The organism is Staphylococcus sp. 11007852 (assembly GCF_011394325.1).
Lineage (GTDB): Bacteria > Bacillota > Bacilli > Staphylococcales > Staphylococcaceae > Staphylococcus > Staphylococcus agnetis.
Map to the genome: position 1 here is coordinate 1 of NZ_JAANBJ010000040.1, position 18,394 is coordinate 18,394.

Here is an 18,394-nt window from a genome sequence, read left to right on the forward strand (position 1 = left end):
TTTGATGGCCTTTCGTTTTAATGATCGCCACACTGCTAAGTAATGAATCAATGATACTCTAAGTTTGATTATTTGCCTAGGACTTTATAAAAATCTTTTTATAGCAGTTGAAAGCGATGGCATGTCTTTAAAAACAAATTTGCCTTCTTCAGTTAAACTTCGATAAGCAAATTTCGCATAATTACGAGCTTCTTCAGGAACGATTTGGCCAGGAAGCGGTGCCGCATTGACATCAACATAAACATTTACAATAGTTGGTTTATGTTGTTGCATTGCAGTTTGAACCACAGCATCGATTTCTTTAGGGTCTTTTAAAGTGAATCCGACACCTCCACAGATTTCTGCAAACTTTGCAAAATCCATATCGCTAAAATCAATGCCGTATTCTAACTCTCCGGCGGCTTGTTGTTCATATTTAATAAACGATAATTCTTGATTATTTAAAACGAAAATAACCATCGGTAAACGATATTGCACCGCTGTGGCAAAATCTTGCATGACCATTTCAAATGCGCCATCACCTGTAATAGCAACCACTTGTCTACCAGGAAATGCGATACGAGATGCAATTGCGGTAGGTAATGCACATCCCATCGTTCCGAGCCAACTTGAAATAATAAACTTATTCTCTGGTCCCAAATTTAAATAGCGTGTTGACCAGACCGTTGACGTACCAACATCTGCAGCAATCACAGTATCTTTATGAATCACTTTATTAATGGCATCCATGAGTCTTTCTGGACGTATAGGTTCAGCGTCATTCTGTTTATCTTCTACCATCCATTGATCCCATGTTTCTTTACGTTTAAGCAGCGTATTCAAAAAATCACGGTTTGAGACTGGATTGATGGCGCGTGTTAGTGCTGCCAAACTTTGTTTACTATCACCGATGATGGGTGCATCGATATTAAAACGATGACCGATAATGTGTTGATCGGTATCAATTTGAATGGCTGGAATATTTTTGTGTGGTAGATAATCTATATAAGGATAATTTGTACCAACTAAAATAAGTAAATCGGCATTTTGCATCGCATAATATGCAGGTTTCGTACCTATTTTGCCAATATTTCCTAGAAGATATGGATGATCATAAGGGACAACAGTTTTTGCTGGCAAGGTAACCATCGTAGGAATTTGAGCTTTTTCGATAAATGCTTGTACTTCTTTTTTAGCATGTTGTGCACCTAAACCGACTAACATCACAGGTTTCTGACTTTCATTTATTAAACGTGCAGCTTTTTGTATATCTGATAAGTCGGGACTTGGAAGATGGGGCTCAAATGGCGTAATTTGATCTGGAATTGAAATCTCAATTTTTTTATTTAAAATATTGTTCGGTAGTGTTAAAACAGCGACGCCCTTTTTGGCGTAAGCAGTACGTATGGCTTCATCAACGATATCAAAAATCCGAGCAGCGTCATTTTCCTTTAATTGATAATTGTAGACTGCAACATCTTCAAAAAGGTGGGGTAAATCTACTTCTTGAAAGGCTTTTGTACCCAACGTATCACTATTTGCTTGACCTGCTAAAATCAATTGTGGGACATTATCCATCTTTGCATCATACATACCATTTAAAAGATGGATTGCCCCAGGGCCACCTATACTTAAAGCGACACCAATTTTACCTGTTAACTTTGTGTACGCTGCAGCAGATAAACTTGCGACTTCCTCATGTCGCACGTGTATAAACTTAATACGTGCTTCTACCGATTTTAATCCATCAACAACAGCATCAATAGAATCTCCTGGAATGCCATAAACATGGTCAATGTTCCAAGCTTCTAAAGCTTTAATTAAAGCAGCATTAGCTTTCATCTTATCCATTTCACTCTTTCCTTTCTTAAATAAGTGTTCTCAACGTTATACCCAATATAAGCGTGTTCATGCACTCATGCTATGGACTGATTTTGTTGCAAACATATAGATTAATTTCAGATGTCTTGATACACTCTCATTAAGAGATTTTATAATGAGAAAGTAGGGTCATATTTATGAAGCGTACTGACCGTATTAAAACTAAAAATGCAAAACCTCCATCGAATGAACCATATTATAATACGTATTATCAACCAGTAGGACAACCCCCACGTAAACAACGTCCTAGAAAAATTTTTCGTTCGATGCTTTTAATTGCATGTCTCCTTATTTTACTATTTATTGGTGGCATGTATTTATTATCACAACGCGCGGATGTATCAGATTTATCAAATATCGAAAAGAAATCTACATATGTAGATGCCTCAAATATGCCGAACTATACAAAAGGTGCTTTTATTGCTTTAGAGGATAGACGTTTTTATAACCATAATGGTGTAGATTATAGAGGGAGTATACGTGCCATCTTCGCTTCTTTGAAAGATCGAGATCGACTACAAGGTGGGAGCACCATCACACAACAACTTGTTAAAAACTATTATTATGATAATCAGCAAACTATTACACGTAAATTAAAAGAAATGTTTGTAGCAAAACGTGTAGAGCGAGAATATGAAAAAGACAAAATTTTAAGTTATTACATGAATAACATTTATTTTGGCGATAATAACTATACAATTGAAGCAGCTGCAAACTATTATTTTGGTACCACAGTGAATACAAATCAATCATCGTTACCGCAAATAAGTGTCTTACAAAGTGCAATGTTAGCGAGTAAAATCAATGCACCATCAGTATATGATGTGCATCAAATGTCGCCGTCATTTATAAATCGTACAAAAATGACACTTGAAAAAATGAAACAGGAAAATTATATTACTGAAGCACAATATATCGAAGCGTTGCAACAACTTGGTGGGTAAGGATTTCTGTGGCATAATGTAATATATGAGGGAACTGGGAGAAGTCTAAAAAGACCTTCCAGTTTTTTATATCTCAGAGAGGTGAAATAATGAGGAAAATCACTAAAATTGAAATTCAAAAAAATAATGCATCACGTTTTAATATTTATATTGATGATCATTTTGAACTCGGCGTTTCTGAAGATACATTAGTCAAATTAAATCTAAAAAAAGGTGACAACATATCCACTCAGGACCTTGACCACATTAAACAACATGAATTTCAACAACAAGCGATTCAACAAGCATTACATCATCTTTCTTATCGGAAGCGTTCAGCTAAAGAAATCGCGAAACATCTAAAAAAGCAAGATTTTCCTGAAGCGGTTATCGAGAAAGCCATAGCTTTTTGCAGAGCACAGCGTTTAATTGATCACGAAGATTATGTTGAAAGTTTAAAGAATACGTTATTACAAACTACGGATAAGGGCCCTGAAATTTTTAAACAAAAATTGATAGAAGCTGGAATAGAGGAGACACTTATTCAAAAAGGTGTCGAACAATATGAAGCAGAGCAGTCTAAAGAGTCTATTATTAAATTGGCCAATAAAATTAAATCACGAAAAAAAGGACCTCCAAAAAAAGTACAACAACAAGTTCACCAATCTTTAATTCAAAAAGGTTATACATTTGATACAATACGTGACGTGTTAGCAGCATTAGATTTTTCAGAAGATCACGAGATGATTGATGAATTATTGCAACGTGATTTGGAGAAAGTCTATAATAAATATGTAAAAAAATATGAAGGATATCAACTAAGGATGAAGACGACAGAAGCTTTGGTACGAAAAGGCTACTCATACGATGATATATCAAGAAAATTAGAAGAAAGTGGTATTATAGATGAATCGTAAACGTTTAAGTGAAATGGAAAGACATGAAATCTATCAAGAAATTCAAAAGTATAAAGAAAAAATGCGTAAAGCTGAAATGAATGGCATTATGAATGAATATGATGTTTATGCAAACAAAATTGTCATTGCCGAAAGTTATCTTGTAGATGCTTCTCACATTAAGCTGGGTATGCGCTATACTTTAAAAGATGAAGCGGATGCAACTTTTACAGTCGAAAGGTTAAAAGGTGTATTTGCTTGGGGGTATCGAAATGACTCTAGTCATGAAGAAGGTATACCTCTATCATTATTACAATTATAAAGGGGTTTAAGTGAATGGGGAGTGCAATTGTCCTTAAGATCATTAATGTTACACATTTTTATCGAAATCAAAAAAAACAAAATATCTTAAAACCTTTTAGTTATCAGCCCGAAGACATTGAATTGAATAATATTACATTACATATATATCAAGGTGAATCGTTGGGTATTATTGGTGAAGCGGATTCCTCTAAATCACTCGTAGGGGAAATTTTAGCAGGTACGGTTAAACCTGATAAAGGGCGCATGGTGCGAACTGCGACATTATTTTATGCAAATATGAACCAAAAAACTGTAGAAACAATGTCGGTGCGTGATTATGTTCAAGATGTTATACAACTATATGAATATGAAGTCACAGCGCATAAAGTTGAGCAAATTATAAAATATGCCCATTTAGCTAGTAAGGAAAACGATGCGATACAAAATTTAGCTGACGAGGAATATGCCCAGTTATTATTTAGTATGGCACGTGCATCTAAAGCAGAAATCATTATATTAAGTCATATTTTGACATATTTAGATGAGGACTTTATGACGAAAGCATCCTCAATGGCACGTGAATATATTGATGAGGGGTTAACTTGGGTAACGATTGACAATGATATTACTAAGATCCAAGCAGTGAGTAACTACATTGCTTGGATATCACATGGTCAACTACGTCAAGAAGGGCCAGTCAAACAGGTTGTCGGAGCATTTTTAACGCATGAAAAAGACCGTTCGTCAATTAAATCTGAGGAAGCGTTAGCATATTTTGATGACGACTGGAAACGTAATCGTTCGAGAATGCCTGAACTTACGTATAATTTTAAAAGAATTGAAAGATATCATCATTCAGAGCCACCAGCATTTTTAGCACGTGTATGGATATGGTTAGCTATATTTTTTATGGGCATCGTACTAGGAAGTTTATTCATATTTACCAATTTTGGACAGTTAGAGTCTCAAAAAGTCACAACTGAAGATACAATTGCAAAAAATAATGAAGATCCATTTATTGAAAAGCTTGCTTATGGCATAGTAGATGCTAAAAATGTTCAACTTACTGGTAAGTCTGGGCAGAAGGATTTGAAATTACCTAGATATGCTATTGCAACGATTACAGGTGAAAATAAAACGTCTTACCGAATTGAAAATAATGGAGAAATTTATACTGCATCTAAATCACAATTTAAGTATATTAACCCGGCTGCACTTTATCGGCATGTAGAGCGTGATGACATTGCACCGTATATGAAATCTAATTATATTAACTATGTCGATTATTTTAATGGAGAATTACATAAATCTCATAAAACTGTTAATAATACATTAGTTCCAGATTCTAAAAACCGCTATGTTGAATCCATTACGCAACAACCCATTTCCATGTTGTTTGATGATCGTAATAAATTAATCGGGTATACTTTTCCGATGGTTGATACTCATGCTTTTAAGAAAAAATTCAAACCTAATGAAAAATATTGGATCGTGAAATCTGAAGAAGGTTATTTCATAGCAGATGTACAAAATGACCAATGGATTTATATTAAACTGTAGGTGAAAACATGTTAGAACAATGCATTATTTTTTTTAAAAATATACCCAGACATATTAGACATAGTCGCTATCGGATTTTTCAACAACGACGTGTTTTATTTTTAACGTTACTGAGTGGTTTGCTGATGATTATATCATTAAAAGTTGCATTTCATGTTTTATCTGTAGCTGAAATCATTCAAGCTACAATGATGTATCGTCTTGTCGGATTGATTGCTTTTGGCGTCATGGTAATTGCCATTTGGATGAATTACAAAAATTTTCCACGGGATTACTATGTCACGCGTCATTTTAATAGCAATCCTATGTTACATATCCTCATATCAAGTGCGGTATATAGTTTGATTTTAAGTGTATTACTAACAGTGATTGGATTTGTAAAGCCTGTGAATGCAGACACTTTAATTTCAGGTGTAATCTTTTATTCAGTGACAACCTATATTTTTATAATATTGCTGTCGTATTTACTAGGTTTAATACGGGTTATTTATGCTAAATTAGATCCAATTTATTTTGGCATCTCAGGACTTTTGTTTGTGTTATTACCGATTATATTGATACGAGCAACACTCCATGGAAGTTTGGTTCACATATTGATGTTAAATCCTGTATATTACTTAGTTAATGGCTTCCAGCAATCAGTTATTGTAGGTTCTGATGCGTTAAATCATTTAGGTTATCACTTTTATTTTGCGTGTTGGATTGGGTTAATAATAGTATTGGCATTCGCATTAAATGATTACGTGTCACAATTACGCCCAAATGAACATATTCAATAATGTTAAAGTAGCTTTAAAGATAGAACTTTACTTTTAATACGAAATTCTGTGCCGTCCATTGCATTAAGAAAGAACTATTGACGGTGATTACTTCATAAGGTGAGTATGAGATTTCACTACTTTAATAATTAAAAAGCCAACAAAATTCATTAGTTAATGAACTTTATTGGCATCTAATATTAATCTATGTCCTTTTAGTCCTTAATGGATCAAAATAGAATGTCCTTCTAATAAGTATCGATAGATTCCTTAGTGAAGGCTTTTAAAGCATTCAAAGAGCGGATAGCAATCGTTAAGATTACTATACCGCTTTCACTTATAATAGGGCGAAAACATAAAATGATATGATACATAGCCTAGTAATTATTTCAAAATCTTTGGTGAATATATTAACAGACTTCTAGCTGGCATATAACTTTTTCATCAATTTATCTTCAGTAAACACCCATCCCGTATAAGAATGTTTAACTTCCATTTGTTGGTTTAAATGAACGATTGCCACAAATTGATAATGGTCGTTTTTAAGATAACGTAAATCAATAAAGCGTAATTCTGTCGTTTCATTATCAATATGTTTGATGTGCCAACGATATATGGAAGAAAATCCTAAAAACGCACGTATGTTAGGATCATATTGTGCGTGTTGCATAATATAGTCATCTGGGTAAGGTTGGCGTTCTACTTTATCACTGAAGACAATGTTACGTCCGTAACTACGACCAACATAATCATGTTTCTCAGTTTGTATCGCTACACGCCATTGGAAAAAGCGAATCGTAGGCGCCACAAAAACTTTGATTGGTGTGCCTAAATGCTCAACTTGATTTAAAGCTTGTTTTTTAAGCCATCCTTGCATCACAAATCTTAAAATATAATATCCGATTAAGACTAAAAGTAAAGGTCCAAAAACGATATAAGGATGTACGCCCATTGTCCATATGACAATACCCACCATGAGTATAAAAAATATAATAGGATCAAAAGTGTTAATTACACTTAACTGAATCCATTTGTTTGAAATGGGCCGTAATGCTTGTGTACCGTATGAGTTAAAAATATCGACAAAAACATGTAAAAAAACGGCTAACTGTGCCCACAACCACACATGTAATGGATCTAAATGATTAAATAAACTGTAAACAAGTAAAGTTAATAGGAGAGGCCAAAACAATGTAAATGGAATAGAATGCGTGATACCTCTATGATTTGATATATAAGTTGCATTATCTTTTAATTTAAGTACCGTATCGATGTCTGGAATTAACGAGCCAGCTATTAGAATCGTTGCTGTCGCACCTATATTTTGTCCTAAAGCAGGATCAGTTGTAGCTAATGCAGTTAATCCGACACCTATAGCGATGTGTGTAGCAGTATCCATAAGCGTCACTCATTTCTAACTTAGTTAAATCTAGTATAATCTATAATTGAATTGAACTAAAACAATCAACAATTTGAAGGAGAAATTTATGCATTATCCAGCCACTTTTAAAACAGACCTTATTGACTGGTTTAAAGAGAATCAAAGGCAAATGCCTTGGCGTGAAACAACCGACCCCTATAAAATTTGGGTGAGTGAAGTGATGCTTCAACAAACACAAGTTGATACAGTGCGCGATTATTATATGAGATTTATTGAACGATTTCCAACTGTCAAAGCTTTAGCAGAGGCACCTGAAAATGAGGTTTTAAAATACTGGGAAGGTTTAGGGTATTATAGTCGCGCGCGTAATTTCCATACCGCTGCAAAGGAAGTTGTTTCAAATTATAAAGGTACCGTGCCAATCGACCCAATTATTTTTAAAACTTTAAAAGGGGTAGGGCCATACACTCAGGCCGCTGTGATGAGTATCGCATTTAATCACCCATTACCTACTGTCGATGGTAATGTCTTTCGCGTTTGGTCGAGGTTGAATAATGATGATACGGACATCGCGTTGCAATCTACACGTAAACGTTATGAACATGAGTTGTTACCTTATGTGGAAACAGAATCCGGAACATTTAATCAGGCGATGATGGAACTCGGTGCACTTATTTGTACTCCAAAATCACCACTTTGCATTTTTTGTCCTGTCCAAACACATTGTGAAAGCTATGAATTAGGTACAGTTTTAGAGTTACCAGTAAAAAAGAAAAAAATAAAGAAAAAAGTACTACATTACAATGTATATCTTATTGAAAATGAAAATGGAGCGTATCTTATTGAACAAAGAAATCAAAAACTGTTGAATAATATGTGGCAATTTCCAATGGTGCTTGAAGATGAAAATACTACAAGTCTCAAGTCGAAATTTGGTCCTTCACTTAAAATTAGTGAAACTAAAAGTGGCGTGATTAAACATCAATTTACACATATGACGTGGGTTTTAAATGTATATAAAGCAAGCATAGCCTCACACGATGTTAATATCCAAGATACCCCAACGCAATGGTTAGGTCCTAATGAGCGACATCATTATACATTTCCTGTATCCATGTCTAAAATTTATGAGACCTTTTGTAAGCGAAATGCTCAATAGAGGGTATTGAGTGTGATATAATGACAAAGTGAGATTTTTGAAGTGGGGTGAGACAAGTGGTAAAATCATGTATTCCTAAAGAAGGCGACACAATAAAAATACAGTCCTATAAACATGATGGCAACATACATCGCGTTTGGTCTGAAACAACGATATTAAAAGGAACCGATCATGTCATTATTGGCGGTAATGACCATACACTTGTTACTGAAAGCGATGGACGTACTTGGGTTACACGCGAGCCAGCAATCGTATATTTTCATTCGGAATATTGGTTCAACGTCATATGTATGTTCAGAGAAGATGGGGTTTATTACTATTGTAACTTGTCATCACCGTTTGCATGTGATGAAGAAGCACTAAAATATATTGACTATGATTTAGATATTAAAGTGTATCCAAATGGGAAATATCATTTACTAGATGAAGACGAATATGAACAACATATGAATCAAATGAACTATCCAAAAGATATTGATGTGATTTTAAGACGCAATGTTGATATACTACAACAATGGATTGAACATAAAAAGGGGCCATTTGCACCTGATTTTATAAAAGTATGGCGTAATCGTTTTCAAAAGCTAAGAAATAGAACTTAAGTAGAAGCAGCTTAGAATACAACATATGAATAAATTAATAAGCGTGAGTGAAATAGAGAAGGTGATACCCATTTCTATTTCACTCTTCTTGTGTGTTGAGAGGGGGAGATGTAGATGATCAGACGCTATTTGAAATTTGTTAAACCCTATAAATGGTTAATTGTTGGGACTATTTTTGTTGGGATTTTAAAATTTGGTATTCCTTTATTAATTCCTTTATTGATTAAATTTGTGATTGATGATGTTATTAATAATGACGCATTAAGTTTGTCGGATAAATATACACATTTATTATATGCAATGTTGATTGCAGCATTTATATTTGTCATTGTACGACCACCTATCGAATTTTTAAGACAATATATGGCGCAATGGACAAGTAATAAAATTTTATATGACATTCGTAAAAAATTATATAGTCATTTACAAGCGTTGAGCGCTCGTTTTTATGCAAATAATAAAGCGGGTGAAGTCATCTCTCGTGTCATTAACGATGTTGAACAAACCAAAGACTTTATCATGACGGGATTAATGAATATTTGGCTTGATTGTATCACTATCATTATTGCATTATCTGTCATGTTCTTTTTAGATGTAAAACTTACATTAGCCGCTATTGTCATCTTACCGTTTTACATTTTAACAGTATATTTCTTTTTTGGGCGTTTACGTGCTTTAACCCGTCAACGATCTCAAAAATTAGCTGAAACACAAGGTTTCTTGCATGAACGTGTCAATGGCATGGCTGTTATTAAAAGTTTTGCGATTGAAGACAATGAAGCAAAAAACTTTGATAAACGTAATACAGGATTTCTCCAAAAGGCATTTAAACATACGCGATGGAATGCATATTCTTTTTCCGCCATTAATACTGTGACAGATATTGGTCCGCTGATTGTAATTGGATTCGGCGCTTATTTAGCTATTTCAGGGTCTGTTACTGTGGGAACATTAGCTGCATTTGTTAGTTATTTAGAACAACTTTATGGGCCATTACGTCGTTTAGTTTCATCTTTTACAACATTGACGCAAAGTTTTGCTTCAATGGACCGTGTCTTTCAATTATTTGATGAACCATATGATATTAAAAATGCAGATGACGCCAGAGCCATTCCAATAACACAAGGGAATATTGAAATACGCAATGTTTCTTTTAAATATAACGTTGATGAACGCGATGTGTTAAAGCATATTAACTTAAATATACATCATGGTGAAACCGTAGCATTTGTTGGCATGAGTGGAGGCGGAAAATCTACTTTAATCAGTTTAATCCCTAGATTTTATGACGTCACAGAAGGTGAAATTTTAATTGACAAACATAATATTAAATCATTTGAAACAGGGAGTTTAAGAAGACAAATTGGTATGGTACAACAAGACAATATTTTATTTTCTGATACAGTGAAAGAAAATATATTGTTAGGTCGTCCTGATGCAACTGATGAAGAAGTTGTTGCAGCTGCGAAAAAAGCAAACGCACATGAATTTATAATGGCGCTACCTAACGGTTATAATACCGAAGTTGGTGAAAGAGGGGTTAAATTATCTGGTGGACAAAAACAACGGTTATCAATCGCACGTATCTTTTTAAACGATCCACCTATTTTAATATTAGATGAAGCGACAAGTGCACTTGATTTAGAGAGCGAGGCCATTATACAAGAAGCATTAAATATATTAAGTAAAGATCGCACAACTTTAATTGTCGCACACAGGCTTTCAACAATTACGCATGCAGATAAAATTGTTGTCATCGAAAATGGTCAAATTGTAGAAATGGGCACACATCAAGAATTAATGACACATCAAGGGGCTTATCAACGTCTTTACAATATTCAAAATTTATAAATATGGTATTTAACACGTGCAAATGTATGAATTCAAAATGAGTTCATATGCTAAACACGTGTTTTTTTGTAGTCAAAAGAGTAAAAATGATTTAAATGGAGTAAAATTGCTTATAAAATGATCGTTGTAAGCGTATAGTGGTATTAAAGGGGGAGGAAGCTATGAGTTTTTTATCCATACTACAACTGATTGTTAATATCCTTATTGTCACAATATTATTAGGGATAGGTATAGCCTGTGTCGCATTTTTAATTTTTGATCGAAAACAAAAACAGCATAGTGTATTACGAAATTATCCAGTGTTAGCACGTGTAAGGTATTTTTTAGAAAGTATTGGGCCTGAACTACGACAATATTTATTTTTAAATGATAATGAAGATAAACCCTTTTCACGAGATCAATATCAACATATTGTCTTAGCAGGTAAATACAACGAACGTGCAACAAGTTTTGGTTCTGAATTGGATTATGATGACGGTTTCTATTTAAATAATGCAATGTTTCCAAAACAACGAACAGAATTATCTATAGATAATCAAACTTTAATCTCAACATTTGTATATCAAATTCATAGAGAGTCACTTTTTAGTCGAAAAGAAACACTCAAATCTACCGACATCTCACCTTATTACTTAGATAAGGCACATTATATTAAAATTGGTGAAAATATTAGATTTCCTTATTATGCCAAACGCCTCGTAGGCCAATCGGGTATGAGTTTCGGCGCTTTAGGGAGTAAAGCCATTACCGCACTCTCAAAAGGATTAGGCCATGCTGGAACATGGATGAATACTGGCGAGGGCGGTCTTTCATCATATCATTTAGCTGGTGAAGCGGATATTATTTTTCAAATAGGTCCTGGGCTTTTCGGAGTAAGACATCAAGATGGTTCATTTAGTAAAGATGAGTTTTTAAAAAAAGCATATCATCCACGCATCAAAATGTTTGAAATCAAACTCGCACAAGGTGCTAAAACAAGAGGTGGTCACATAGATGGACAAAAAGTGACTGAAGAAGTTGCAGAAATACGAAATGTGCCACCGTATGAAACGATTAATTCACCGAACCGTTTTGATTTTATAGATAGCCCCCATGCGTTACTTAAATGGGTGGCAACATTACGTGAGTTAAGTCAAAAGCCGGTGGGGTTTAAAATTGTTGTAGGGAATCCAAATGATGTAAAAAAACTAGTTACAGCGATGGTTGAATTAAATATTTTTCCAGATTTTATTACAGTAGATGGCGGAGAGGGTGGCACAGGTTCTACATTTCAAGAATTGCAAGATGGCGTAGGACTCCCGCTATTTACAGCTTTACCAATTGTAGATGGCATTTTAAAAGCTAACGGTGTACGAGAAAAAGTGAAAATTTTCGCTTCTGGTAAACTAGTGACGCCTGATAAAATTGCAATTGCACTTGCTTTAGGTGCGGATTTAGTTAATATCGCGCGCGGCATGATGATTAGCGTCGGGTGTATTATGAGTAGACAGTGTCATAAAAACACATGCCCAGTTGGTGTTGCGACAACAGATCCTAAAAAAGAACGTGCACTTGTCATTGAAGAAAAAGAATATCGAGTAACGAATTATATTACGTCGCTACATGAAGGATTGTTTAATATTGCAGCAGCAGTTGGGGTTGCAGGCCCTACTGAAATCGGACCAGAGCATGTTACGGTAAAAAATAACAATGGGACCATTCAATCTATTCATGACTACCAGTTAAAGCTAATTAAGTCATAAAAGCTTTTTAAAGTTTTCGATTCAAATAAAGATATTGAAATAGCCTTCAAAATTCATTATATCTTGAATTTTGAAGGCTATTGTATGCTTATGATCTGAGTATTTTATAAATCAAAATCTTCTTTGATGATATCAATGTCAGGATCATTACTATGATATTTGAAGTAACTACTTCTTAAACGATTTAAATGTTCAAGGTTATAGCGATATTCCTCTAAAGCAGCAATCACATGAATGACATTTGTATTAAATTCTTGCTGTTCTGAAGAAGTGTTGGTGTTAAACGCTTCCTGATATGCTGTGAGTAAATCTTTTTTCAATGGATTTGTTACATGACTTTGAAATTCAGGATTTTCGAATTTCGCTTTTTTCGTAATACTAATTAAAATTTGCTCATGAAATTGACTTAATTCGTCAACTTCTAATTTAATTTGTAAAAACAAAGACTCACTTAAATTCAATAAATCATTTTGATATCGATTCATTCGGCGGAGTACGTCATACGCATCGCGTGTTGATAATACTAACTCTTTGAAAAGAATTTTCTTTCGTGTTTGTGCACGAGCATGTTTTTTAGTTAAAGAACGTTCCTCTTTATAAAATTCAAATAGTTGTTCTAATTTCACAACGCGTTGACGCAGTTGTTCTAAATCTTGTTTTACATAGTTGAATTCTGTTGCGTCATTTAAAACTAAGTTAAACCATTTAAAAATATCGGTGGTGATATTGAGGGAATTGTAATAAATTTTAGTTTCAAATTTAGGAGGTAAAAACGTTAGATTTACTATAAATGAGCTCAATACACCAATCATGACTAGAACAAATCTATAAAACGCTGACATATAAAATGAGCCATCATGTTGTCCCATAATAATTAAAGCAGTAACAGTTGCTAACGTTGCTACATGGGCAATGTTTAATTTAAATAAAATAGCTATGAGTAAAATCACTGTCGCGCCCATAATCAGGATGTTATTCCCGAAAATGGAGACCATCGTAACAGCTAACAGCGCACCAATAATATTCCCTTGAAATTGATCAACGATTGTTTTGAATGTTCTATATACGCTTGGTTGCATAGCGACAACTGCAGCAATCCCAGCAACAGTTATCATTCCTGCTGAGGTAGGGAGTAATGATGCCACCGATACGGCAAGTATGATGGCTATTCCTGTTTTTAATATTCTTGCACCTAATTTCAATTTATGCACTCCTTTATTTAGGCGAAATAGTGAGCATAATAAAGTCATTGTGTTCAATTGAAATAACCGGCATCTATTTAGGGTATCCATAGTGTATATGCTTACTTTTATTCATTGATACATTTTTATGATATCGTACTAAATAGATGTGGGTAGTAGACTAACATGTCCATATCTACAATTCTACAAATACTTATACTATGACTATAGAATGATATATTGACACATACGCTGATGAAGAATTACACCATCTTAAAAGTTAAATAACGTGTGGGGTAATTTATTTTTAAAGCGGTCTATGCCAATCTTTTTCTTATTCAAATCATATTACAATTTAGTGTGATTTGCGAGATAATTGCTGAAATGCTTTATGCGCAGCTTCAATCGTTTGATCAATGTCGGCTTCTGTATGTTCAGTCGTTAAGAACCAAGCTTCATATTTAGAAGGTGCTAGATTAATACCTTGATATAACATCGCTTTAAAGAATGTTGCAAACTGTTCGCCATCTGATTGATCAGCTTGGTCGTAATGCGTAACTTTTTCATCTGTGAAGTATACCGTTAATGCACCACGAATACGATTAATGGTAGCTTTGATATCATATTGATCGATTGCATCTTGTAAACCTTTTTCTAATCGTTGACCAAGTCGGTCTAACTTTTCGTAAACCCCATCTTGTTCTAAAACTTCTAATAATGCGATACCAGCACGCATTGATAAAGGATTACCAGCCATGGTACCTGCTTGATATGCTGGACCTAAGGGCGCTACTTGTTCCATAATATCTTGTCTTCCGCCATAGCCACCGATAGGTAAACCCCCACCGATAATTTTGCCAAATGCAGTGAGGTCAGGATAAACACCTAACAAATCTTGTGCGCCTCCATAATGAAATCGAAATGCTGTGATGACTTCATCATAAATTACCAAACCGCCATGCTCATGAGTAATATCATTTACTTGTTCTAGAAAGCCTGGTTGAGGTGCCACCATACCAAAATTACCCACAATTGGTTCTACGAGAACAGCTGCGACTTGATCACCCCAATGTGCCATTGCTTCCTTGAAGGCTTCAATATTGTTGAAAGGAACAGTTATCACTTCTTGAGCAACACTTTTTGGCACACCGGCAGAATCAGGTGAGCCCAGTTGAGAAGGACCACTTCCGGCAGCCACTAATACTAGGTCAGAATGCCCATGATAACATCCTGCAAATTTTATGATTTTATTACGTTTTGTATAGGCGCGTGCAACACGTATAGTGGTCATAACAGCTTCAGTTCCAGAATTAACAAAACGAATTTTTTCGAGTGAAGGCATCGCACGACGCAATTTACGGGCAAAATCAATTTCTAACTCTGTAGGTGTGCCATAAAGTACACCGAGTGCTGCCTGATCTTGAATCGCTTTAGTAATATGAGGATGTGCATGACCTGTAATGATAGGGCCATAAGCTTGCAGATAATCAATATATTTATTGCCATCTACATCATATAAGTATGCGCCTTCACCTTTTTTCATCACCACAGGAGCACCACCACCTACAGCTTTATATGAGCGAGAAGGAGAATTCACACCGCCAAGAATATATTCATTTGATTCATGTTGTAAAGCTTCACTATTCGTAAACTTCATGATTTATCAGCCTCTTTTGTTTTATATTTTCATTTCATATCGTATCATAAAATAAAACAAATGAAGAAAGAGGGAGTATCATGATAAAAAAAGGTGAACAATTTCCTGAGTTTGAACTTGAAAATCAAAAAGGCGAAAAAATTTCAAAAGCTTCATTAAAAGGTAAAAAAGCAATACTGTATTTTTACCCACGTGACAATACACCGACATGTACGACAGAAGCATGTGATTTTAGAGACAATTTAACATATTTTAATGACTTAAATGTTCAAGTTTATGGTATAAGTGGTGATTCTAAACGCAAACATCAAAACTTTATTGAAAAACACCAATTGAATTTCGATTTATTAGTAGACGAAGATTTTAAATTATCCGAAGCTACAGGTGTATATCAATTGAAGAAAACATTTGGTAAAGAAACAATGGGGATCGTTCGTACAACTTTTGTAGTTGATGAGGAAGGTAATGTCATCGATGTAATTGAGAAGGTAAAAGTGAAAGAACAAATGGACACATTAAAAGCTATACTTGAGGGGTGATAGTGATGCTTGTCGTTAGTTTGATGCGCTTAGGAGAAGAAGAGGAAAGGTTAAAAGCACTTTTTCCAGAAGTAGAGTTTGAATTTTATAAGCATCCATCCTATTTACCTGATACATCAAAAGCAAATATGGATGTATTATTAAGTTACCATGCAGATATCGATAGGGCCTTTATAAAAGAGGCTCGAAATCTAAAATGGATTATGTGGTATGCGACAGGTGTGAATGCATTACCACTAGAATGCCTAAAAGAAAATCATATTGCTTTAACGAATGCTAAAGGTGTACACGCCCAACAATTAACAGAATTTTTGTTTGCTTATTTACTTGATGATTATAAAGCGTTAAAAGAAACGTATGCGGAACAATTAAATAAAATTTATAATCATAAAAGAACAACACCTACAATTGCTGATCAAACAATCATGTTCCTAGGTACAGGGAAAATTCCGCAATCAGCTGCGCGCATTGCTCAACAATTTGGTATGACAACAATCGGTTTAAATACAACAGGGCATAAAGCAGATGGATTCCACGAAACATATCCATTAAAGGATAAATTTAAATATTATCATCAAGCGGATATCATCGTTAATGTGTTACCCGAAACAGAGAAAACGAAGTATTTACTTACATCTGAAGACTTTAAACAAATGCAACCACATACGTTATTTATAAATTTAGGTCGAGGCACAATTGTTCGAGAAAAAGTCTTAGTAGATGCTTTAAAAAATTCTGAAATACGTAAAGCGTATTTAGACGTTTTTGAAACAGAGCCATTATCACCTCATTCAGAATTGTATCATTTAGAAAATGTCGTGCTGACAAGTCATATATCTGGAAATGGAAATCATAATAAAACACAAGCAACTGAAATTTTTATTCAAAATTTACCACATTTTCTCAATAAGGGTACTCTAATTGAGAATATCGTAGATTTAAATAAAGGATATTAACGAAATCATTGACATGAGCAAATTGCAACCATTATATTAATATTAAGTAATAATAATTCTTAACTAGAAAGACGGGTGAATACAATGGCTGCAGAAATGGAAACTTATGAACATCAGTTAAATGAATCTATTGCAACTTTACGTGAAGCAGGAGTGCGTATTACGCCACAGCGTCAGGCAATCCTTAATTTTCTGATTCATTCAAAAACACATCCAACTGCTGATGAAATTTATCAATCATTATCACCTGATTTTCCAAATATTAGTGTTGCAACCATATATAACAATCTTAAAGTTTTTAAAAAAACAGGAATTGTTAAAGAATTAACTTATGGGGATGCATCAAGTCGTTTTGACTTTGATACACAAAATCATTATCATGTGATTTGTGAAAATTGCGGTAAAATAGTAGATTTCCATTATCCATCATTACATGAGATCGAAAAGTTAGCACAACATGTCACGGATTTTAATATTACGCACCATCGAATGGAAATATATGGTATATGTCAAGAATGTAAAGAAAGTCAAGATAATGATTCATAGATTATAGTATCTAACGGATAGAATCTTAAACATTAACAGGTTTAAGGTTCTATTTTTTTGGCATTTTTAAGGTTTAGTAAATTAATCTTTACGTAGAATGTTCTATCATTCACACTTTTGGTGTTACATTTCCAATCTAGAGTGATTTTTAGCATATTTTCTTGCTTTTTTATGTTGACGGAAGAGGTATCCGTTGGTAAGATATAAAAGTCGCTAAGATACGACAAGCAAACAACGTTAATCTCATTTTGAGTTTTTGAAAAAAACATTAAAAGTGTAAAATTAACGCTTGTAAGTTTTAAGAGAACATTATAAAATGTATAATGTTGAAACAACGAGCCGAAAACAAAGTAATTAAAAAACTTTTAAAATTTTTCTTGACACGAAAATTCAAATGAAGTATAATTGATTATTGTAACGGTTTAAAAAAGCAACTAACGAACATTGAAAACTGAATGACAATATGTCAACGTTAATTCC

General features: G+C 34.1%; 16 protein-coding genes. 12 read left to right on the forward strand and 4 right to left on the reverse strand.

Features of this window, described 5'->3' with window-relative positions; genetic code table 11:
* Nucleotides 1-84 precede the first annotated feature (84 nt).
* Nucleotides 85-1,830: a pyruvate oxidase gene (locus G8Y85_RS11825; RefSeq protein WP_060551420.1), complete on the reverse strand. Its 1,746-nt coding sequence runs from the start codon at nt 1,828-1,830 to the stop codon at nt 85-87.
* A gap of 167 nt (nt 1,831-1,997) precedes the next feature.
* Here G8Y85_RS11825 and sgtB point away from each other — a divergent pair, with 167 nt between their 5' ends.
* The 5 genes from sgtB to G8Y85_RS11850 all read left to right on the forward strand — a co-directional run bounded on the left by sgtB (nt 1,998) and on the right by G8Y85_RS11850 (nt 6,321).
* Nucleotides 1,998-2,804, forward strand: a complete 807-nt coding sequence (sgtB, locus tag G8Y85_RS11830) for a monofunctional peptidoglycan glycosyltransferase SgtB (protein ID WP_165805908.1) — start codon at nt 1,998-2,000, stop codon at nt 2,802-2,804.
* Between the two features lie 89 nt (nt 2,805-2,893).
* Entirely contained in the window at nt 2,894-3,700 is an 807-nt protein-coding gene (recX, locus tag G8Y85_RS11835; RefSeq protein WP_107370996.1) for a recombination regulator RecX, read from the forward strand.
* Complete coding sequence (locus G8Y85_RS11840) at nt 3,690-4,001, forward strand: YfhH family protein (RefSeq protein ID WP_085622386.1); 312 nt, start codon at nt 3,690-3,692, stop codon at nt 3,999-4,001. The genes recX and G8Y85_RS11840 overlap by 11 nt, the downstream gene beginning before the upstream one ends.
* 14 nt (nt 4,002-4,015) lie before the next feature.
* Nucleotides 4,016-5,542 (forward strand): ATP-binding cassette domain-containing protein, encoded by a 1,527-nt coding sequence (locus G8Y85_RS11845; protein WP_060551416.1) that lies wholly within the window; start codon nt 4,016-4,018, stop codon nt 5,540-5,542.
* A gap of 125 nt (nt 5,543-5,667) precedes the next feature.
* Nucleotides 5,668-6,321, forward strand: a complete 654-nt coding sequence (locus tag G8Y85_RS11850; protein WP_225906135.1) for a teichoic acid translocation permease — start codon at nt 5,668-5,670, stop codon at nt 6,319-6,321.
* Between the two features lie 400 nt (nt 6,322-6,721).
* Here G8Y85_RS11850 and G8Y85_RS11855 read toward each other — a convergent pair whose 3' ends face one another.
* Complete coding sequence (locus G8Y85_RS11855; protein WP_103345887.1) at nt 6,722-7,699, reverse strand: metal-dependent hydrolase; 978 nt, start codon at nt 7,697-7,699, stop codon at nt 6,722-6,724.
* A gap of 88 nt (nt 7,700-7,787) precedes the next feature.
* Here G8Y85_RS11855 and mutY point away from each other — a divergent pair, with 88 nt between their 5' ends.
* From mutY to G8Y85_RS11875, 4 genes are all read left to right on the forward strand, one after another.
* Nucleotides 7,788-8,840 (forward strand): A/G-specific adenine glycosylase, encoded by a 1,053-nt coding sequence (gene mutY / locus G8Y85_RS11860; protein ID WP_165805909.1) that lies wholly within the window; start codon nt 7,788-7,790, stop codon nt 8,838-8,840.
* A gap of 56 nt (nt 8,841-8,896) precedes the next feature.
* Nucleotides 8,897-9,442, forward strand: a complete 546-nt coding sequence (gene ntdP / locus G8Y85_RS11865; RefSeq protein WP_037566893.1) for a nucleoside tri-diphosphate phosphatase — start codon at nt 8,897-8,899, stop codon at nt 9,440-9,442.
* Between the two features lie 114 nt (nt 9,443-9,556).
* Nucleotides 9,557-11,293: an ABC transporter ATP-binding protein gene (locus tag G8Y85_RS11870; RefSeq protein ID WP_103345885.1), complete on the forward strand. Its 1,737-nt coding sequence runs from the start codon at nt 9,557-9,559 to the stop codon at nt 11,291-11,293.
* A 161-nt stretch (nt 11,294-11,454) separates the two neighbouring features.
* Nucleotides 11,455-13,035 carry an FMN-binding glutamate synthase family protein gene (locus G8Y85_RS11875; RefSeq protein WP_165805910.1) on the forward strand — a complete coding sequence of 527 codons (1,581 nt, stop codon included), beginning with the start codon at nt 11,455-11,457 and terminating at the stop codon, nt 13,033-13,035.
* A gap of 104 nt (nt 13,036-13,139) precedes the next feature.
* Here G8Y85_RS11875 and G8Y85_RS11880 read toward each other — a convergent pair whose 3' ends face one another.
* Both G8Y85_RS11880 and G8Y85_RS11885 read right to left on the reverse strand, forming a co-directional pair.
* Nucleotides 13,140-14,237, reverse strand: coding sequence for an FUSC family protein (locus G8Y85_RS11880; protein WP_060551410.1), 1,098 nt, complete (start codon nt 14,235-14,237; stop codon nt 13,140-13,142).
* Between the two features lie 334 nt (nt 14,238-14,571).
* Nucleotides 14,572-15,873 (reverse strand): glutamate-1-semialdehyde 2,1-aminomutase, encoded by a 1,302-nt coding sequence (locus tag G8Y85_RS11885; protein WP_107368427.1) that lies wholly within the window; start codon nt 15,871-15,873, stop codon nt 14,572-14,574.
* Nucleotides 15,874-15,953: 80 nt separating this feature from the next.
* Here G8Y85_RS11885 and bcp point away from each other — a divergent pair, with 80 nt between their 5' ends.
* From bcp to perR, 3 genes are all read left to right on the forward strand, one after another.
* Nucleotides 15,954-16,412: a thioredoxin-dependent thiol peroxidase gene (gene bcp / locus G8Y85_RS11890; RefSeq protein WP_165805911.1), complete on the forward strand. Its 459-nt coding sequence runs from the start codon at nt 15,954-15,956 to the stop codon at nt 16,410-16,412.
* Between the two features lie 5 nt (nt 16,413-16,417).
* Nucleotides 16,418-17,368, forward strand: coding sequence for a phosphoglycerate dehydrogenase (locus tag G8Y85_RS11895; protein WP_165805912.1), 951 nt, complete (start codon nt 16,418-16,420; stop codon nt 17,366-17,368).
* Between the two features lie 84 nt (nt 17,369-17,452).
* Entirely contained in the window at nt 17,453-17,914 is a 462-nt protein-coding gene (gene perR / locus G8Y85_RS11900; RefSeq protein WP_060551406.1) for a peroxide-responsive transcriptional repressor PerR, read from the forward strand.
* The last annotated feature ends 480 nt before the right edge of the window (nt 17,915-18,394 follow it).

Coding starts and splice junctions, on each gene's coding strand:
- mutY (WP_165805909.1), top strand. CDS start 7,788: ATGCATTATCCAGCCACTTTTAAAACAGACCTTATTGACTGGTTTAAA.
- G8Y85_RS11850 (WP_225906135.1), top strand. CDS start 5,668: ATGATTATATCATTAAAAGTTGCATTTCATGTTTTATCTGTAGCTGAA.
- G8Y85_RS11845 (WP_060551416.1), top strand. CDS start 4,016: ATGGGGAGTGCAATTGTCCTTAAGATCATTAATGTTACACATTTTTAT.
- recX (WP_107370996.1), top strand. CDS start 2,894: ATGAGGAAAATCACTAAAATTGAAATTCAAAAAAATAATGCATCACGT.
- G8Y85_RS11840 (WP_085622386.1), top strand. CDS start 3,690: ATGAATCGTAAACGTTTAAGTGAAATGGAAAGACATGAAATCTATCAA.
- G8Y85_RS11870 (WP_103345885.1), top strand. CDS start 9,557: ATGATCAGACGCTATTTGAAATTTGTTAAACCCTATAAATGGTTAATT.
- G8Y85_RS11825 (WP_060551420.1), bottom strand. CDS start 1,830: ATGGATAAGATGAAAGCTAATGCTGCTTTAATTAAAGCTTTAGAAGCT.
- G8Y85_RS11875 (WP_165805910.1), top strand. CDS start 11,455: ATGAGTTTTTTATCCATACTACAACTGATTGTTAATATCCTTATTGTC.
- G8Y85_RS11885 (WP_107368427.1), bottom strand. CDS start 15,873: ATGAAGTTTACGAATAGTGAAGCTTTACAACATGAATCAAATGAATAT.
- bcp (WP_165805911.1), top strand. CDS start 15,954: ATGATAAAAAAAGGTGAACAATTTCCTGAGTTTGAACTTGAAAATCAA.
- G8Y85_RS11895 (WP_165805912.1), top strand. CDS start 16,418: ATGCTTGTCGTTAGTTTGATGCGCTTAGGAGAAGAAGAGGAAAGGTTA.
- G8Y85_RS11855 (WP_103345887.1), bottom strand. CDS start 7,699: ATGGATACTGCTACACACATCGCTATAGGTGTCGGATTAACTGCATTA.
- sgtB (WP_165805908.1), top strand. CDS start 1,998: ATGAAGCGTACTGACCGTATTAAAACTAAAAATGCAAAACCTCCATCG.
- perR (WP_060551406.1), top strand. CDS start 17,453: ATGGCTGCAGAAATGGAAACTTATGAACATCAGTTAAATGAATCTATT.